The organism is Streptomyces sp. MGP-BFMKR1 (assembly GCF_057766585.1).
The window spans coordinates 940,714-956,789 of sequence record NZ_CM173408.1; the positions used below are offsets into that span (position 1 = coordinate 940,714).

General features: G+C 72.8%; 16 protein-coding genes. 9 read left to right on the top strand and 7 right to left on the bottom strand.

Going from position 1 to position 16,076, the window contains the following annotated elements; genetic code table 11:
• Positions 1 to 178: 178 nt before the first annotated feature.
• Entirely contained in the window at positions 179 to 442 is a 264-nt protein-coding gene (locus AC3CHW_RS03340) for an HU family DNA-binding protein (protein WP_488469504.1), read from the bottom strand.
• A gap of 285 nt (positions 443 to 727) precedes the next feature.
• Between AC3CHW_RS03340 and AC3CHW_RS03345 the strand changes: the two genes are divergently transcribed.
• The 4 genes from AC3CHW_RS03345 (at position 728) to AC3CHW_RS03360 (ending at position 4,102) form a co-directional block, all read left to right on the top strand.
• Positions 728 to 1,621, top strand: a complete 894-nt coding sequence (locus AC3CHW_RS03345; RefSeq protein WP_488469505.1) for an SDR family oxidoreductase — start codon at positions 728 to 730, stop codon at positions 1,619 to 1,621.
• Positions 1,622 to 1,814: 193 nt separating this feature from the next.
• Positions 1,815 to 2,489 (top strand): hemerythrin domain-containing protein, encoded by a 675-nt coding sequence (locus tag AC3CHW_RS03350; RefSeq protein WP_488469506.1) that lies wholly within the window; start codon positions 1,815 to 1,817, stop codon positions 2,487 to 2,489.
• Between the two features lie 153 nt (positions 2,490 to 2,642).
• Positions 2,643 to 3,566, top strand: coding sequence for a Rieske (2Fe-2S) protein (locus tag AC3CHW_RS03355; protein ID WP_488469507.1), 924 nt, complete (start codon positions 2,643 to 2,645; stop codon positions 3,564 to 3,566).
• Positions 3,563 to 4,102 carry a DUF1360 domain-containing protein gene (locus AC3CHW_RS03360; RefSeq protein ID WP_398606905.1) on the top strand — a complete coding sequence of 180 codons (540 nt, stop codon included), beginning with the start codon at positions 3,563 to 3,565 and terminating at the stop codon, positions 4,100 to 4,102. Before AC3CHW_RS03355 ends, AC3CHW_RS03360 begins: the two co-directional genes overlap by 4 nt.
• 55 nt (positions 4,103 to 4,157) lie before the next feature.
• Here the strand turns inward: AC3CHW_RS03360 and AC3CHW_RS03365 are convergent, their stop codons facing one another.
• Positions 4,158 to 4,871, bottom strand: coding sequence for a GAF and ANTAR domain-containing protein (locus tag AC3CHW_RS03365; RefSeq protein WP_398606904.1), 714 nt, complete (start codon positions 4,869 to 4,871; stop codon positions 4,158 to 4,160).
• A 226-nt stretch (positions 4,872 to 5,097) separates the two neighbouring features.
• Between AC3CHW_RS03365 and AC3CHW_RS03370 the strand changes: the two genes are divergently transcribed.
• Together AC3CHW_RS03370 and AC3CHW_RS03375 are read left to right on the top strand one after the other, a co-directional pair.
• Positions 5,098 to 5,580: an MSMEG_6728 family protein gene (locus AC3CHW_RS03370; RefSeq protein ID WP_488469508.1), complete on the top strand. Its 483-nt coding sequence runs from the start codon at positions 5,098 to 5,100 to the stop codon at positions 5,578 to 5,580.
• 98 nt (positions 5,581 to 5,678) lie between these two features.
• A complete protein-coding gene (locus AC3CHW_RS03375) occupies positions 5,679 to 6,857 on the top strand; it encodes a spore photoproduct lyase family protein (RefSeq protein ID WP_488469509.1) in 1,179 nt (392 codons plus the stop codon).
• A gap of 409 nt (positions 6,858 to 7,266) precedes the next feature.
• Here AC3CHW_RS03375 and AC3CHW_RS03380 read toward each other — a convergent pair whose 3' ends face one another.
• The gene (locus tag AC3CHW_RS03380; protein ID WP_488469510.1) at positions 7,267 to 7,950 is read right to left on the bottom strand and encodes an SRPBCC family protein; all 684 of its coding nucleotides are present in this window, start codon (positions 7,948 to 7,950) and stop codon (positions 7,267 to 7,269) included.
• A gap of 283 nt (positions 7,951 to 8,233) precedes the next feature.
• Positions 8,234 to 9,145 carry a LysR family transcriptional regulator gene (locus AC3CHW_RS03385; RefSeq protein WP_459246381.1) on the bottom strand — a complete coding sequence of 304 codons (912 nt, stop codon included), beginning with the start codon at positions 9,143 to 9,145 and terminating at the stop codon, positions 8,234 to 8,236.
• Positions 9,146 to 9,232: 87 nt separating this feature from the next.
• Here AC3CHW_RS03385 and AC3CHW_RS03390 point away from each other — a divergent pair, with 87 nt between their 5' ends.
• The 3 genes from AC3CHW_RS03390 (at position 9,233) to AC3CHW_RS03400 (ending at position 13,697) form a co-directional block, all read left to right on the top strand.
• Entirely contained in the window at positions 9,233 to 10,561 is a 1,329-nt protein-coding gene (locus AC3CHW_RS03390) for an aspartate aminotransferase family protein (RefSeq protein ID WP_488469511.1), read from the top strand.
• A gap of 282 nt (positions 10,562 to 10,843) precedes the next feature.
• Complete coding sequence (locus AC3CHW_RS03395; RefSeq protein ID WP_459246379.1) at positions 10,844 to 11,500, top strand: TetR/AcrR family transcriptional regulator; 657 nt, start codon at positions 10,844 to 10,846, stop codon at positions 11,498 to 11,500.
• 457 nt (positions 11,501 to 11,957) lie between these two features.
• The gene (locus AC3CHW_RS03400) at positions 11,958 to 13,697 is read left to right on the top strand and encodes a PP2C family protein-serine/threonine phosphatase (protein WP_488469512.1); all 1,740 of its coding nucleotides are present in this window, start codon (positions 11,958 to 11,960) and stop codon (positions 13,695 to 13,697) included.
• A 325-nt stretch (positions 13,698 to 14,022) separates the two neighbouring features.
• Here AC3CHW_RS03400 and rpsN read toward each other — a convergent pair whose 3' ends face one another.
• The 3 genes from rpsN to aztD form a co-directional block, all read right to left on the bottom strand.
• Positions 14,023 to 14,328, bottom strand: coding sequence for a 30S ribosomal protein S14 (rpsN, locus tag AC3CHW_RS03405; protein ID WP_488469513.1), 306 nt, complete (start codon positions 14,326 to 14,328; stop codon positions 14,023 to 14,025).
• Positions 14,328 to 14,564 carry a 50S ribosomal protein L28 gene (gene rpmB, locus AC3CHW_RS03410; RefSeq protein WP_488469514.1) on the bottom strand — a complete coding sequence of 79 codons (237 nt, stop codon included), beginning with the start codon at positions 14,562 to 14,564 and terminating at the stop codon, positions 14,328 to 14,330. The genes rpsN and rpmB overlap by 1 nt, the downstream gene beginning before the upstream one ends.
• 282 nt (positions 14,565 to 14,846) lie before the next feature.
• The gene (gene aztD, locus AC3CHW_RS03415; protein WP_488469515.1) at positions 14,847 to 16,049 is read right to left on the bottom strand and encodes a zinc metallochaperone AztD; all 1,203 of its coding nucleotides are present in this window, start codon (positions 16,047 to 16,049) and stop codon (positions 14,847 to 14,849) included.
• Positions 16,050 to 16,076 lie beyond the last annotated feature (27 nt).

Consider the following 16,076-nt stretch of genomic DNA (forward strand, 5'->3'; position numbering starts at 1 on the left):
GCCCACGGATCGGTCATGGCTGGTCAGTGCCCCAACGACGCGACGGGCACGCGAAACCACCGTTGCCACTGGTCACGCTTCGCATGCGCCCCGACGCCTCAGACGTCCTCCCCTTCACCGACCTTCAGGCGCCTCCGGGGCCGCGCGGTCGTGCGGTCGTGCGGTCGTGCCCGTGGCGTCAGCCGGTCTCGTCGTGCAGGTATTCGGTGAGCGCCTTGCCGGGGCGGAAGGCGGCGGTTCCGTTCTGGCCGTGGAAGCTTCCGAAGCTCCCGAGGGTGACCGTCTCGCCCTCCCTGAGCGCGCCGGCGATGACCCCCGGGCGGTCCATGGTCCCGAAAACCGTGTCGAGTACCCGCTCGACCTCTTCCGGAGCGAGCCGCCGCCCGCCGCCGTCCCCGGCCGTCTCATCCGTGGTGGTGCTGACCAACTGGGACTTGTCCATCCGTGGCACCCGCTCCCGATCCGTCGTCGCCGTACGCCTTGCGCTCCACGATCGCGGCCGACCGGCCGCCGCGCACCTCCGGCCGGGCGTGCGGTGGGACGCCGGGGCCACGAACGACGCCCGGGCCCGGCGCATCCCGCCCGTGTCCGGGCGCGGACGATGCCGGGCGCGGGCGGGGCCAATCGGCGGATGTCGCGATGCGGGGCCTTCCCCGGTGTGGCCAAGGTGGCCGTGTGCCGTCGGGGTCGGGTGGCCCGGTCGCGGAGCGTGGAGTGGGAGTCGCCGGTGACGAACGTGAGCCCCTTGCGGGGACGGCTGGCCGTGGTCACCGGCGCCGCGCGTGGTGTGGGGGCCGCCACCGCGCGCGCGTTGGCGCACCGCGGCGCCCGGGTGGCGCTGCTGGGCCGCGAAGAGGCGACGCTGGCGGCGGTGGCCGAACCGTTGCCGGGCGATGTGCGGTGCTGGGAGGTGGACGTCACCGACGACGCCGCCATGGCGCGGGTCGCCCAGGACATCCGGGGCCGGATGGGCCCGCCGTCGGTGGTGGTCGCCAACGCGGGGATCGCCGAGGGCGGACCGTTCGCGTTCTCCGACCCGGTGACCTGGCGCCGCACGGTCGAGGTCAACCTCATCGGCAGCGCCGTCACCGCCCGCGTGTTCCTGCCCGCGCTGCTCGACACCCGCGGCTTCTTCCTCCAGATCGGCTCCCTGGCCTGCTTCGGCACCTCGCCCCTGATGAGCGCGTACTGCGCGTCCAAGGCCGGTGTGGAGGCCATGACGCACGCGCTGCGCGCGGAACTCGCGCATCTCGGGGTGGACGTGGGCATCGCCTACCTGAACTGGACCGACACCGACATGATCCACGACGCTGACCGGCACGCCGTGCTGCGGGAACTACGGGCCCACATGCCGCGCCCAGCCAGACGGATCTATCCCGTCGAGGTGGTCGCCGCGCGGTTGGTGGGCCAGATCGAACGGCGGTCGGCCACGGTGTACGTCCCCGCCTGGCTCAGGGCCGTACAGGCGGTGCGGGCCGCACTGCCCCCCGTGGTCACCTGGGTCTCCCGGCGGGAGCTGCCCCGGCTGGAGCGGGAGTCGCACCTGGCGCCCACCGGCCCGCTGGGCCCCGGCGGACACGCGGCCCGCGAGCGCGGCGGCTCCCCGGCCCCGCGCGGATGACGGGCCGCAGCGGCGGCGGCCGGCCCCCGCGCCAGGATCCCGGCCCAGGCGTGCCCGCGCGGGAAACCCGCGGGTTCCGCCAACCGGTGGCAGGAGGAGCCCCGCGCGAAAAGGGGTACCCGCCGCCCTGCGCGGCGCCGCCGGGTGCCGCGGCGGGCAGCGGGCCGTCACCGGCGGCGGGAAGGAGCGGGGTATGTCCAGGACCATAGAGGACCAGACCGTCGAACAGCTGGGGGGCGAGGGCAGCGTCCTGGTCCGGCAGCGCCGTGACCACGCGCAGATGGACCGGCTGATGGACCGGCATCAGGCACTACGGGACGGCGCGGAGCGCGAGCGGGTCCTCAGGGAGCTGGTCCAACTCGTCTTCAGCCACGCCTTCGCCGAGGAGACCGTCCTGTGGCCGGCCGTTCGGCGTGCGGCGGCGGACGGGGAGGAACTCACCTCCAGGGTCGAGGAGGAGCACCAGGAGATCAACGACCTCGTCACCGACGTCGAGCGCCTGGCCCCCGGCTCGGCCGAGCGCGAGGAGAAGGTGCTGCGGGTCTTCGCCCTGATCCGGCAGGACATCCGGGACGAGGAGGACCTCGTCCTGCCCCGGCTACAGGAGGCGCTGGACGCCGGCCGGCTACGGCGGCTCGGTGCGGCATGGGAGACGGTGCGCGGGAGCGCGCCGACCCGTCCGCACCCGGTGGTGCCGCGGCGCCCGCCCGGCAACGCGGTTCTGGGTGTGCCGCTCAGCCTCTACGACCGGCTCCGTGACGGGCTGGGGCCAGGCGTGTCCGGCCCGTGGGGCAGGAGGATCCTGGCCGGTCTGACCGGGCTGCTCGTGTCGGGCGCGGTCGCCGTGCTGGTGCGCAAGCGCTCCTGAGCCGGTGGGTCAGCACCGTGGGCGTCCCCCTGCGCGGACTACGGCGCCGTCAAGGTGCCGGACGGCGCTGCGGGTCCCACCCGACTGCGTTGTTTGCGGTGTGATCGGAAGGAAACCCGGCTGCCCATGAGTACACGGCGACATCACCCTCGGATGCGACAGAACCGTCTGCTGCGGCTGCTGGACCGTCTCGAACGGGAGCCACGGGCCGACCCGCTGATCGACCTCCTCGGCAGGGCAGTGCGTGCCCTGCCGCTGGGGCGCGGCCGGGACGCGCTGCACGGCAGAGGGCTCGGGCACCCGGTCCATCCGCTGATGGTGCAGGTGCCGATCGGTAGCTGGCTGTCCGCGGCCGTGCTGGACCTGCGGCCCGGCCGCTCCCGCGAGGCGGGCCTGCTCGTGGCCGTCGGACTCGCGGCGGCCACGCCCGCCGCGCTGACCGGCTCCGTCGACTGGGCGGAGCTGCACCGACAGCAGCAGCGCGTCGGACTGGCGCACGCCCTGTCCAACACCACGGCCGTCGCCCTGTACGCGGCCTCGCTCGCCTGTCGCGTCCGCGGGCGGACGGGGCGTGGCCGGACGTACGGCTTCCTGGGGCTGACGGCGGTCGGCGTCGGCGGCATGCTCGGCGGCCACCTGGCCTACCGGCAGGCGTCCGGCGCCAACCACGCCGAGGAGGTCCCGCACCTCGTCACCGAGGGCTGGCACCGGATCGGGACGGTGGACGAGTTCCCGGCCGGCCGGCCCGTGCGGCGCAGCGTGGACGACGTGCCGGTCCTCGTGGTGCGCGAGACCGGCGGAACGGTCCACGCGCTGGCCGACCGGTGCAGCCATCTGGCGGGGCCGCTGTCCGAGGGCACGGTGGATGACGGGTGTGTGCGGTGCCCGTGGCACGGCAGCGTCTTCCGGCTCTCGGACGGCTGGAACGTGCGCGGCCCGGCGACCGCGCCCCAGCCCGCCTTCGACACCCGGGTCGTCGACGGCCACGTCGAGGTGCGCCTGCGCCGGCAGGACCGGGCGGAGCGGGCGAGCGACGGCCGGGAAGCGGACCGGGGCGGGAGCGTGATGGCGCCATGAGCACAGGTGCTGACGGCCTCCGACGACGTGTGCGCGGGGCCCTCCGGCGCACCGAGCAGGACTACTCGGGTACGCGCGACCGGCCGTTGGGCGGATACCTCGCGGCCATGGCGGGGTTCGGGGCGTACACCGCGGCCTGGGCGACGGTGGTGCGGCTCCGCGGGCGGCCCGTGCCCGACCGGCCCGAACCCTGGGACGTGGTCCTGACCTCCGTGGCCACGTTCCGGCTCAGCCGGCTACTCAGCAAGGCATCGGTGACCAGCCCGCTGCGGGCTCCCTTCACCAGGTACGTCGGTCCACGGGGTCCGGCCGAACTCCACGAGGAGGCGCAGTCCGAGGGCGGCAAGGACACGGTCGGCGAACTGGTGACCTGCCCCTTCTGCATGAGCGTCTGGGTGGCCTCCACGCTGACCGCCGGCCAGCTGCTCTGGCCGCGCGCGACCCGCACCACCATGGGCGCGCTCGCCGCGCTGGCCGGGTCGGACGCGTTGCAGCTGGCGTACGCCGCGCTGGTGGACAAGACCACCGGAGACTGAACTCGCCGCGGCGCGGTCGACGGTCCCGCGCCGCGGCGGCTGCCGGTGGAGTCCGCTAGGAGGGCTCGGGCGGCCTCCCGAGGACGTCGGCGGTGATCTCCGCCAGCGTCCGCCCGGTGCGGAACGCCTCGGCACGCATGAGAGCCAGCGCGTCCTCGGGACCGACCCCCCGGTGCTCCGCCACGAGGCCGACGGCGTGGCGGGTGTCGAACCAGTGGGCGCGGACGATCTCCTCCGGTTCCCACACGGGTGCGCTGTTGCCGGGGAACAGCCGGGTGCGGGCCGGCATCAGGGCGACCGCCACGGCGTCGACGACCTCCAGCGCCCGCTTCACCGCGTCCGCTTCCAGGGCGCGCGGTCGCACCGCGAGCACGTCCACCGTGCCGAGGACGTAGTCGCCGAAGTACAGCGGGAACGCGTGGACGGCCCGCACCCGCGGCAGTTGTTCTCTCATGGTCGCGCCGAACAGGGGCCATGCGCCGACCGTCGTGGCCAGGTCGGCGACGATCACCGGCTCGCCGGTCGTCGCCGCGCTGATGCACGGGCCCTCCAGGACGGTGAACTGGATCTCCTCCAGCCGCAGCGCGGTGGCGTCGGAGGCGCCCAACAGCTGACGGGCGGGTGTGTCGGTCAACAACGACAGCGTCGCTCCGTCCGCTCCCAGCGCCGCGCGGACAGCCGTGCACAGACGTCGGGGAAGCTCCGCGGGGGACACTCCCGCGGTGGCCTCCGCCACGAGCCGCGACGCTTCCGTCTCGTCAGCCGTCATGCGGCATCCCTCTCAGCACGTCCCCACGGCGACCCGTTCGGCGCCGCTCATGCCAGAAGGGTTCCCGGCTCGTCCGGTCCGCAACGTAGGGCGGTGGACGCGTGTCGGGGCTCTGCTACGTGACACGGCTGGAAGAGCGCGCCGCGTCTCCCGTCGGCTCGACCGCGCCTCCCGCCTCGGGTGACGCCCGGGTGAGTGGGCGCCCCGTCGTGGGGACAAGAGGTGCATGCAGACATTTCTCCCGTATGCGAACTTCTCCGACTCCGCGGCCGTCCTGGACCCGAGGCGTCTTGGTAAGCAGCGCGTCGAGGCGCTCCAGGTGTTCCGGGGGCTGACCGTGCCGACGTACGGGTGGCGGCGGCACCCCGCGGTGCGGATGTGGGCCGGGTACGAGGAGGCCCTGGTGCGGTACGGCCTGGACGTCTGCGACACCTGGACCGCCGAGGGGCGAGCCGACACCTGCTCCCTCACCCTCGTCACCGACTACCGCGCCTGGCGCCCGTCGGCCGAGGTGCGCGAGCAGGCCGGGCTCGCGGCGGCGGGTGAGCTGCCACCCTGGCTCGGCGACCCCGCGTTCCACCGCAGCCACCAGTCGGCACTGGTGCGCAAGGACCCCACGTACTACCGCCCCCACTTCCCCGACGTACCGGACGACCTTCCCTACCTCTGGCCGGCCTCCGACCGAGCCGGCGACGGCCAGACGGAGTGAGGGCGGGGACTTCGTAGACTGGGGCAAACACCTCGGTATCGGTCGCGGCTCAGGAGGCCGGGGAGGCGCGCGAGGAAGCGGAGTGGAGTGGAGTGGACATGGGACGACCTCCCCAGGAGCCGGCCGAGTCCGATGGCCTGTTCGGCATGGCGGAGCTCATGGCCGCGGCCACGCCCACCCCAGCACGGGAACACCGGCCGTTCCGCGACGGGCCCCAGGCGCGCGAACTGCTGCGGGTGAGGGAGATCCACGCGGAACCGGCCGCCGCCGCGTCCTGGCGGGGCCGGCAGATCATCGCGCGCTTCCCCGACGCCCGGGTCGTCGAGACAGACTCCCACTGGCGCATCCCAAACCTCCACGGCAACCAGGGAAACGTCGAGCGTTGGGTCAGGGTCAAGCGCGAGACACTGGTCCTCGGCGAACGCACCTCCCTGGCCGTCCGCCCCAACGGGCGGTCCGCCGACTGGATCGCCCCCGGCCTGTCCAACGGATGCGCCATGGCCTGCGCGTACTGCTACGTCCCGCGCCGCAAGGGGTTCGCCAACCCCATCACCGTATTCACCAACGTCGACCGCGTCCTAAACGCCCTCGGCCGCCACCTCGCCGCCACCGGGCCGAAGAAGGAGCCCAACCAGTGCGACGAGCGGGCCTGGGTCTACGACATCGGCGAGAACGGCGACTGCTCGGTGGACGACCTGATCAGCGACAACACCGCCGACCTCGTCCGCGCCTTCCGCCGCTGGCCCGCGGCCAAGGCGTCCTTCGCGACCAAGCTGGTCAATCCCGACCTGTTGCGGCTCGACCCGCAGGGCCGCACCCGCGTCCGCTTCTCCCTCATGCCGCCGGACGACTCCCGCCTCCTCGACATCCGGACCAGCCCCGTCCCCGCCCGCGTCGAGGCGGCCGCCGACTTCCTCGACGCCGGCTACGAGGTGCACTTCAACCTGTCCCCGGTGGTGATCCGCCCGGGCTGGCGCGCGGCCTGGGACGACCTGCTGCGCATGATGGACGACGTCCTCCCGCACCGGGTGAAGGAGCAGGCCGCCGCGGAGATCATCATGCTCACCCACAACCAGGACCTGCACGAGGTCAACCTGGGGTGGCACCCCCGCGCCGAGGACGTCCTGTGGCAGCCGGACCTCCAGCAGTCCAAGAGGTCCGAGAACGGCGCCCTGAACGTCCGCTACCGCAACACGGTCAAACCCCAGGCCGTCGAGACCCTGTCCCGCATGATCCAGACCCGCGCGCCCTGGCTGCGCGTGCGGTACGCCTTCTGACCACCTGGGAGAACCGGACCCCGACCGCGCGCCCTCGGCGCGTCACACGCACGCTCCCGTAGCGGAGGTCCACGTCGCGGGGGTGGTCCCGCCGGCCGTCGGTGACCTTGGTCGCGAGCGCGTCGACCGCCTCGCCGCGGCACCGAGGCGGGAGGAAACCCCGGGTCAGCGCGCCCGATGGAGGTGCCGCCCCTTCGAGGCCCCGGGACGGCCTGGAGTGACCAGGTCGGGGCCACGGGTCGTCGAGCCGGCGGGTGCTCCTCGCCAGCCAACGAGAGAGCGGCCGATCGAGGGTCAGGCGGCCGGCCACCGTCGCGCGGTCCTCCGGCGTCCACCGCGTGAGCCGAGGCGTGCCCGGTCCCCCACCCCCCGGGGGCGAGGTGGGGCGGCGCCGGGCCCGGTGGTCGCGTCAGCGCGGCCGGCACCCGCCATGAGCCTCGGCGGCGACCTTCAGGTCGCTCAGCCATGCCTCAAGCCCGGCCCCGAGGAGCGCGGTCGCGGTGGGGACGTCGGCCTCGACCTGGGCCCCGGTGTGGGTCTCCGCGGTACGCACCAGGACACCGCCCCTGACCTTGGTGAAGGTCCACACGTGGACGCCGTTGTCGATGCGTAGCCCCTCGCCGACGGCGGGACCGGTCCAGCGGATGCAGGAGTGGCGCTTGAGTTGCTCGACGGTCGAGGTGATGCCGAGGGTGGTGTCGGGTATCGAGGGCACACCGCGTACGGGTGTCGTCCAGTGGAAGGCCGAGCCCTCCCGGAACCGGCCGTGGTCGAGACGGTCGGCGGTCTCGACGGGGCGCTGCCAGGACGGCCAACGCTCCACATCGGTCTGCAACGTCCAGATGGTGCTGAGCGGCGCGCGGATCACGGTTTCGGCCTGGTAGCGCACGACGGCCTTGGGGTCGACGCCCGCCCCGCGACACGTGACGGCGGCGCCCGGGCGCGACTCGCCGGACGGGGCAGCGCCCGACTGGGGCGCGGTCGGCCGTGACGCGGCCCCGGCGGGCGTCGCGGCGGCGGTGAGGACGCCCGCGACGGCGAGCGGGAGGGCGAACAGGGCGGTGCGGGTACGGGTGTCGCGCGTGCCGGGCATGGTGTTCCCCTTGTCAGGTTTCGGTGCACAGGACTGGCGGGCGCGGGCGAGGCCATGGGGCGTCGATGACGCCCCCCACCACCCACGGAACGCGCCGGGCGACCCGAGAGTGAGTCGCCCTGCCGTTCGTTATAAGTTCTAACTTCTGCGAATAGCTCTCGTCAAGAGGGTGGGTGAGAACCTCTCACGGGAGCGCGGGTCCGTCACGCGGGCGGGCGGAGGCGGCACGAGCCACGCCGCCAACCCCGCGTCACCGCCCTCGACTCCGGCCGCCGACAGCCGCTCAGACGTGGCCCCGCGGCACCGGGCCCGGGTGCTGGCGCAGGGCGTCCAGCACGGCGCGGACGGCCGGGCGCGGGGGCGTGCCGCGCCGGATGGCCGCAGTGATCGTGCGCGTCACGGGGGTGGCGAGCCGCCTGGTGGCGACGCGGTAGCGGCTGTGGTCGACGGCCAGGCCGGGCAGCAGCGCGATCGACAGCCCGGCCTCGACGTGTTGCAGGGTCATCAGGTAGTTGCCGAACCGACACCGCACCCGTGGCTCGAACCGGGCCTGGCGGCACAGCCGTAGCGCGAGGTTGGCCATGTACGACTGCGGCATGTCGAACGACCAGGGTTCGTCCGCGTACGCCGCGAGGTCCACGACCTCGTCCTCGGTCGCGGGGTGCCCGGGCGGGACGACCAGCAGGATCGGGTCCGTCGCCAGCGGCACCAGGTCGAGGTCGGGCCCGAGCGGCAACTCGTCGAAGTCCGTGGTGGTGATGATGAGGTCCGCGTCGCCGCCGCGCAGCGCGGGCATGCTCTCGTGCGGCTCCAGTTGCAGCAGTTCCACGTCGAGGTGCGGGTGAGCGCGCGCGAGCCGGGTCACCGCCGGCACGGCCATGGTGTGGATCGCGCTCTGGAACGATCCGAGCCGCACCAACCCGGCGGGCTCCGCGCCGAAGCCGCGCAGCTCCGCCTCGACGGTGCCCATGTGGTCGATGATCGCCCGCGCCCGCCGCGCCAGGATCAGCCCGGCCGGGGTCAGCCGCACGCGACGGCCGGTGCGCTCGATGAGCTGGGTGCGCGTCTCGGCCTCCAGCACGGCGAGTTGCTGGGACACGCTCGACGGGCTCAGGTTGGCGGCCTGGGCGACCGCGCGCACGGTGCCCAGCGCGTCCAACTGGCTGAGCAGCCGCAGCCTCCAGGGGTTCAGCACTCCCCCATTGTTGTGCGGCTTCGCCGAACAGGACAGTCGGAAGGCTGAGATGGACGCCCCGTGGACGCCGCGCCTACCGTCGGCGGCATGGCTGCTACGACCCCCACCCCGTCGCCCACCGAGACGTTCTGGACCGATGCCGAGCGCCACCTCGTGCGCTACGGCGGCGAGTTCACGCCCGAGATCATCGAGCACGCCGCCGGCAGCTTCCTGCGCACCGCGGACGGGCGGCGGATACTCGACTTCACCTCCGGCCAGATGAGCGCGATCCTCGGGCACTGTCACCCGGAGATCGTGGCCACCGTGCGACGACAGGTGGCGGACCTCGACCACCTCTACAGCGGCATGCTCAGCCGCCCGGTGGTCGACCTCGCCCGCCGCCTGGCCGGGACGCTGCCCGCCCCGCTGGAGAAGGTCCTGCTGCTGACGACCGGCGCCGAGTCGAACGAGGCCGCCGTCCGGATGGCCAAGCTCGTCACCGGCCGGCACGAGATCGTCTCGTTCGCGCGCTCCTGGCACGGCATGACGCAGGCCGCCGCGTCCGCCACCTACAGCGCGGGACGGAAGGGTTACGGGCCGGCCGCGCCCGGCAACTTCGCCATTCCGGCGCCGAACACGTACCGGCCCGACTTCACCACACCCGACGGTGGGCTGGACTGGCGCCGCCAGCTCGACTTCGCCTTCGACCTGATCGACGCCCAGTCGACCGGCAGCCTCGCCGCGTGCCTGGTCGAGCCGATCCTCAGCTCGGGCGGCATCATCGAGCCGCCGGTCGGCTACTTCGCGGCCCTGCACGAGAAGTGCCGGGAGCGCGGCATGCTGCTGATCCTCGACGAGGCCCAGACCGGCTTGTGCCGCACCGGGACCTGGTACGCGTTCGAGCGTGACGGCATCGTCCCCGACATCCTCACGCTCTCCAAGACGCTCGGCGCGGGACTCCCGCTGGCGGCCGTGGTCACCAGCGCCGAGATCGAACGGGAGGCGTACGAGCGCGGGTTCCTGTTCTTCACCACGCACGTCGCGGACCCGCTGGTGGCGGCCGTCGGCAACACCGTCATCGACGTCCTGGTCCGCGACGGGCTCGACGCCCGCGCGCGGGCGCTCGGAGACCTGCTCCGCCAGGGGCTGTGGGACATCGCCGACCGGCACGCCGTCGTCGGCGACGTCCGTGGCCGGGGGCTGCTGGCCGGGCTCGAACTCGTCGTCGACCGCGCGACCAAGGAGAGTTCGAGCGAGCTGGGCGCGCAGGTCACCCGGCGGTGCCTGGAACTCGGCCTGCACACCAACATCGTGCAGCTCCCCGGCATGGGCGGAGTCCTGCGCATCGCGCCGGCGCTGACCGTCACCGAGGACGAACTCGCGCTCGGCCTGGACATCCTGGACCGGGCGATCGGCGCGGCCACCGCCACCCGCTGAGCCCGGCCCGCCCGCGTCCACCCGCCCCGCCCTCTCCCCCAGCCGCCGAACCGGCCGGGGCGACCGGGGCGGACGGCGCTCCCACTCCCACTCCCGCTCCCGCTCACAGCGGTGGTGACCAGGCCGTCCGCCACCGGGGCGCCCCCTCCCGCGCCGCCGGTTGGTCTATCCGTCGTGATCGTGCGAGCGGTAGCTTTTGGACACCGAGCCACGAGCGCACCGTGATAGCTTCTCACTCAAGCTTCAGCTTGTAGCTCGATGGGACCGGGAGGGTGGCAGGCCATGGCGGAGACCCACGCGACGACGACCCCGCGCGAGCGCTACCGCGCCCAGGTGCGCGCGGAGATCAAGGAACGCGCGTGGGAGCAGATCGCCACGACGGGGGCGTCCGCGCTGTCCCTGAACGCGATCGCCAAGCAGATGGGTATGAGCGGGCCCGCGCTCTACCGGTACTTCGCCAGCCGCGACGACCTGATCACCGCGCTGATCCGGGACGCGTACCGCAGCCTGGCCGACGCCTGCCGACTGGCCGCCGAGGCCGGACCCGGCCCGGACCTCGCCGCCCTGGCGCACGCCCTGCGCGGCTGGGCCCTGGCCGACCCACAGCGCTACTTCCTGGTCTACGGCACGCCCGTGCCCGGCTACCACGCGCCCGAGGACACCACGGCGATCACTCACGAGATCATGACCCTGATGCTCGACGCCTGCGCCGCCCTCCCCCCGAGCGGGCCCGCCTCGCCGTTCGACGCGCACCTCGCGGACCACCGCGCGTGGACCGGCGACCACCCCGCGCCCCCGGCGGCCCTGCACCGGGCCCTCTCCTTCTGGACCCGCCTGCACGGCCTCCTCTCCCTGGAGCTCGCCGGCCACTTCACCGGAATGGACTTCGACCCCGCCGAGATGTTCGCGGCCGAACTGGAAGCCCTGCTGGCGGGCTAGCTGTACCGCCCTGTGAGGTGGGGGACGCGGCTGGCGGGTGGTTGGCTCTTGAGACAACGGTGATCCCGACCCGGGTGAAGAACGCCTGAGCCCGTCGCCAGAGATCGGTGGCGCGGGCCATGCGCAGCCGTCCCGTCTCGGTCAGGGGTGCGGGACCGTGGGGCACGAGGGCCTTGCTGGTCGGTGTGGACATCGCGATCCACACCGAAACCGGAAGGCCCTCACCCGTTCAAGATCCAGTGCGCGAACGCGGTCACCGTACTGGAGGAGTCCGGCCACCGCCTCGTACAGTTCCTCGTCGCCCCCCTGGACGGGCCACGGCCCGTCTCGCGCTGGGCACGGCGGGGGGGCGGGCCCGGCGTCGGGGGGGCTCGCAGCAGGGAAGACGCGCCTTCCGTGCATGCCGGAACCAGGTCGGGGTACTCGACTCCATTCGACGCGTGAACAGAGGAGGGACATGGACGACGTCGCCGCTCTCGGCAGGGACAGTGGTTCCCGGTCCGGGCATCAGGCGCGTTCTCACGCCCTGCTCGGCGGAACGCTGGAAAACCTGCGGGCGTCCGCCATCACGGTCGATGACGATGGCCTCATCGTCGCGGTCAACAAAGCGGCCCAGAGCCTGCTGGGCAGGGAAGCCCCGGAACTCGTGGGTCAGGACTTCCATGACCTGCTGCACCGGGACAGATACGGGCACCCGGTGCCGCGCACGCGCTGCCAGATCAGGGAGGCGCTCCTCACGGGCGACACCAGGCATGGCGACGCCGAGTGGTTCGCCCGTGGGGACGGCACTCTCGTCCAGTTGTCCTGGCTGATGATGCCCTACTCACCCGAGCAGGGCGGGACAGGTGGGCTGGCGCTGCTGTACGAGCCCAAGCAGCCAGACGATCGCCCCAGCGACGGTGGGCACTCCGCGCCGCTGACGGAACTGGACCGACTGGCCCTGCTCGCGGAGACGACCACACGGCTCACATCCACCCTGGACGTCGACGAGGCGCTGCACCGGCTCGCGGCCCTGACCGTACCCCGGCTCGCGGACTGGGCGGTGTTCGACCTGCTCACCGAACGTGACGAAGTGCGACGTGTTCTCGTGATGGAGCACAAGGACGGCATTCTCGTCGAGCGGGACGACCTGCAAGGCCCTATGCCTCCGGTGCCGACGGAGTCGCCGATGCCCCTGTCACGGGCCCTGCGCGGCGCCGCCTCCTCCCTCGCCGGTCCCGCCACCTACCAAGGTCCGCCCGACTCCGGCATCGCCGTCGAGCAGCGACGCCTGTTCACCGCGACGGGTATGCACTCCGCCGTCATCGCCCCCATTCGGGGCCTGCGCGACGTACTCGGCGCCCTGACCCTCGGCCGCGCCCAGCGCCACGACGCCTTCACCCCTGCCGACCTGCCGCTGCTGGAGGACCTCACCCGCCGGGCGGGCCTGGCGCTGGACAACGCGCGCCTGTACCAGCGCCAGCGCAAAGTCGCCGAGACCATGCAACGCCACCTGCTGCCCCAGCTGCCCGTCCTGCCCGGGCTGGAGATGACCGCGCGCTACCAGCCCGCTCCGGACGCCTCATCCGTCGGGGGTGACTGGTACGACGCCTTCGCCCTGGGCGCCCACGCCCACGCACTGGCCATCGGCGACGTCGTCGGACACGATCTCGACGCCGCGGCCGGCATGGCGCAGGTCCGCAACATGCTGCGCGCCTTCGCCTGGTCCCATCCCGAGGCCCCGCCCAGCGCCGTCGTCACACGGCTCGACGACGCCGTGATGCACATAGCCGAGGTGTCCATGGCCACCATGATCTTCGCCAGGCTCACCCTCGGGGATGACGCGCTGTGGCGCCTCAGCTGGACGAACGCCGGCCACCCGCCGCCCCTGCTCATCACCCACGACGGTCGGACCAGCTACCTCGACGGGGCTCACGGCATACTGCTCGGCACCGGAGTCACCAGACCCCGCCCCGACGCCGTCACCGTCCTGCCTCCACGGGTCACCCTCGTCCTCTACACCGACGGGCTGGTCGAATCCCCGCACCACTCCATCGATCACGGGCTTGACCGCCTGCGCCGACATGCGGCCTCCCTCGCCCACCGCCCCCTCGACTCCTTCTGCGACTTGCTGCTGGACCAGGTCCGCCCCAGCGACAACGACGACGACGTCGCCATGATCGCGCTGCGCACGCCCCCTCCCGCTGGACCTGCCTGACTGGCACGACGCCCTGAGCGAGGTCGAGGCTCGTACGCACTGGCGCTGCCCTGGCCCGACCCATTGGCCGACTGGCGGCCGGGGGCAACGCGTGCTGGCGTCCCACACCCTCACCAGCCTGCCCGAGGACCTGGCGAGCCCAGTTGCCGCTCTCCTACCAGCAGACGGTGTCCGCCATCGCCACGCAACGGCTCCCCCAGGTCGCGGGCTATCGGCTCAACCTCCCGCGCCCGCCCTGATGTCCGCAGGCACGCTCAGCGGCCCGTCCGGCCGTGACGGCGCCGAGTCACGGCCGGGCTCGCGGTCCGTCGCGCGAGCGGAGCGCTTACCAGGAGGACTTGGTGACCCCGGGCAGGAAGCCGGCGTGGGCCTGCTCACGCACGCGGACGCGCGAGAGTCCGAACTTGCGGAGGTGGCCGCGCGGTCGCCCATCCACGCTGTCCCGGTTGCGGACTCGGGTAGCGCTGGCGTCGCGGGGCTGGCGCCGCAGTTCTTCCACCGCGGCCTGGCGTTCGGTGTCGGTGGAGGACGGCCGACGGATGACCTCCTTCAGCTCCGCACGGCGGGCCGCGTAGCGCTCGACGACCGCCTTGCGCTTCTCGTTCTGCGCGATCTTGCTCTTCTTGGCCATCAGACCTTCCCCTCTCGGGCGCGGATACGGGCCACGGCGGCCTCGATGCCGATGCTGTCGATGGTCTTGATCGCCTTCGCACTGAGCGTCAGCCGGACATGCCGTCCCTCGCTGGGCAGCCAGTAGCGCTTGCGCTGGATGTTGGGGTCGAAGCGGCGCGAAGTGCGCCGATGCGAGTGGGAGATGGCGTTGCCGAAGCCCGGCTGGGCACCGGTCAGTTGGCAGTGGGCGGACAAGGTCGTACCTACCTCTCATCTGGAACGGTAATGGAAACGCCTCTACCAGGCGCTCGAAGACCTCTGCTGCGCCGCGGCCCGCAGCCGCGGACGGTTCTGGCTCGCCGACCGCCCCGGCGCCCTGTTCGCCTGGGACGCGGCGCCGGGGGGGTGCGCCGGACATCCCCGGTGGCCGGGTGGGGGCAGGGGGGTGGGCAAAACGGGACGCCCGCCGGAACACGAGCCGGCGGGCGTTCCCCCTCGGACCGCTCAGCGGTCCGTGGAATCGTGGAACGGGACCGGTCAGTGGTCAGCCACTGTGCCGGACAGCTCGTTGGTGCCCTTCGGCAGCGTCACGGACTTCAGCTTCTCGGCCGAGTCCAGGTCGAAGGAGTGCAGTTGGCGCTTGCCCGGGTCGGAGACGTAGGCCGTGTGGTCACGGACGAACAGAGTGGGCCTGGGCTGCTGCCAGTCCAAAGGCTCGGTCCAGTCGCCGACGGCGTCGATCCTCTTCTCGACCTTGCCGGTCTCCGGGTCGATGACGTGCAGGACGCCGTTGGTGCCGAGCACGAGGGCCTCACCGTGCGGACCCCGGGCGAGGGAGCGGAAGGAGTAGCTGGTGCCGAGGTCGACCAGCTTCATCTTCGCGGTGCGGGTGTCGATCAGGGATATGCGCGTCGGCCGCTCCAGCTCCGCGTCCGGGTCGGTCTTGTAGTCGCCCAGGAGGATCGGGGAGGCGTCGCTGCCCGCCTGGTTGCCGGTACGGGCGTAGTCACCCGGCGCGTCGACCTTGGTGAACCTGCCGTTCTTGTAGAGCAGTACGCCGTCCTCGCAGCCGAGGCCGACCACCTCGTCCTTGGCCGCGGCCTCGCCGTGCACGCCAGGGCAGTCCTCGGAGCGCGCGATCTCCTTGTTGCCCTTGTCCAGGACGAGGGCGCCGGTGCGCTTCTCCTCGGTGCCGAGGGTGGTGACGAGTTCGCCGTCGGCGAGTTCGATCGCCACACCGTGGTGGGGCTCGGCGGAGGTGTAGCTCCGGGTCTTGGGCCGCTTACCGCCGGCCAGCTCGGCGGGGTCGAGGACGTTCACCTCGCCCGTGCCGTCGGTGAACAGGGCCGTCCTGCCGCCGTGCCGCACGACGTGGCCCGGTTTGGCGCCCTTGAACTCGGCGTCGGTGAACTCCTGCCGGGCGGCGTCGAACACGCGGAAGCCGGTGTCGGTGGAGATGACGACGTGGTCCTCGTCCCCGGCCGGGTTGACCCGGTTGAATCCGGGCAGCTCGATGGTCTTCGCCAGCTTGAGGGTCTCGCCATCGATGACGTAGAGCCCCCCGTCGTAGGAGGCGACGACCGGGTTCTTGACGGCGGCGGCCTCGCCGCTCTTCGTCTGCTTCTTCGGCTCGGCGTCGGACGAGGCGTCGTCGCCGCCGCCGCAGGCGGTCAGCGCCATGGCCGTCGCCAGGGCGAGTGCCGTGCCCGTGAGCGTTCTGGCGCGTGTCGACCTGTTCATCGCGTGTCTTTCCTCTCCGGCCCTGAG

Excerpts from the sequence above, each read along its gene's own strand:
- AC3CHW_RS03350 (WP_488469506.1), top strand. The coding sequence starts at position 1,815 with ATGTCCAGGACCATAGAGGACCAGACCGTCGAACAGCTGGGGGGCGAG.
- AC3CHW_RS03360 (WP_398606905.1), top strand. The coding sequence starts at position 3,563 with ATGAGCACAGGTGCTGACGGCCTCCGACGACGTGTGCGCGGGGCCCTC.
- AC3CHW_RS03390 (WP_488469511.1), top strand. The coding sequence starts at position 9,233 with ATGGCTGCTACGACCCCCACCCCGTCGCCCACCGAGACGTTCTGGACC.
- AC3CHW_RS03340 (WP_488469504.1), bottom strand. The coding sequence starts at position 442 with ATGGACAAGTCCCAGTTGGTCAGCACCACCACGGATGAGACGGCCGGG.
- AC3CHW_RS03365 (WP_398606904.1), bottom strand. The coding sequence starts at position 4,871 with ATGACGGCTGACGAGACGGAAGCGTCGCGGCTCGTGGCGGAGGCCACC.
- AC3CHW_RS03395 (WP_459246379.1), top strand. The coding sequence starts at position 10,844 with ATGGCGGAGACCCACGCGACGACGACCCCGCGCGAGCGCTACCGCGCC.
- rpsN (WP_488469513.1), bottom strand. The coding sequence starts at position 14,328 with ATGGCCAAGAAGAGCAAGATCGCGCAGAACGAGAAGCGCAAGGCGGTC.
- AC3CHW_RS03355 (WP_488469507.1), top strand. The coding sequence starts at position 2,643 with ATGCGACAGAACCGTCTGCTGCGGCTGCTGGACCGTCTCGAACGGGAG.
- aztD (WP_488469515.1), bottom strand. The coding sequence starts at position 16,049 with ATGAACAGGTCGACACGCGCCAGAACGCTCACGGGCACGGCACTCGCC.
- AC3CHW_RS03370 (WP_488469508.1), top strand. The coding sequence starts at position 5,098 with ATGCAGACATTTCTCCCGTATGCGAACTTCTCCGACTCCGCGGCCGTC.
- AC3CHW_RS03380 (WP_488469510.1), bottom strand. The coding sequence starts at position 7,950 with ATGCCCGGCACGCGCGACACCCGTACCCGCACCGCCCTGTTCGCCCTC.
- AC3CHW_RS03375 (WP_488469509.1), top strand. The coding sequence starts at position 5,679 with ATGGGACGACCTCCCCAGGAGCCGGCCGAGTCCGATGGCCTGTTCGGC.
- AC3CHW_RS03400 (WP_488469512.1), top strand. The coding sequence starts at position 11,958 with ATGGACGACGTCGCCGCTCTCGGCAGGGACAGTGGTTCCCGGTCCGGG.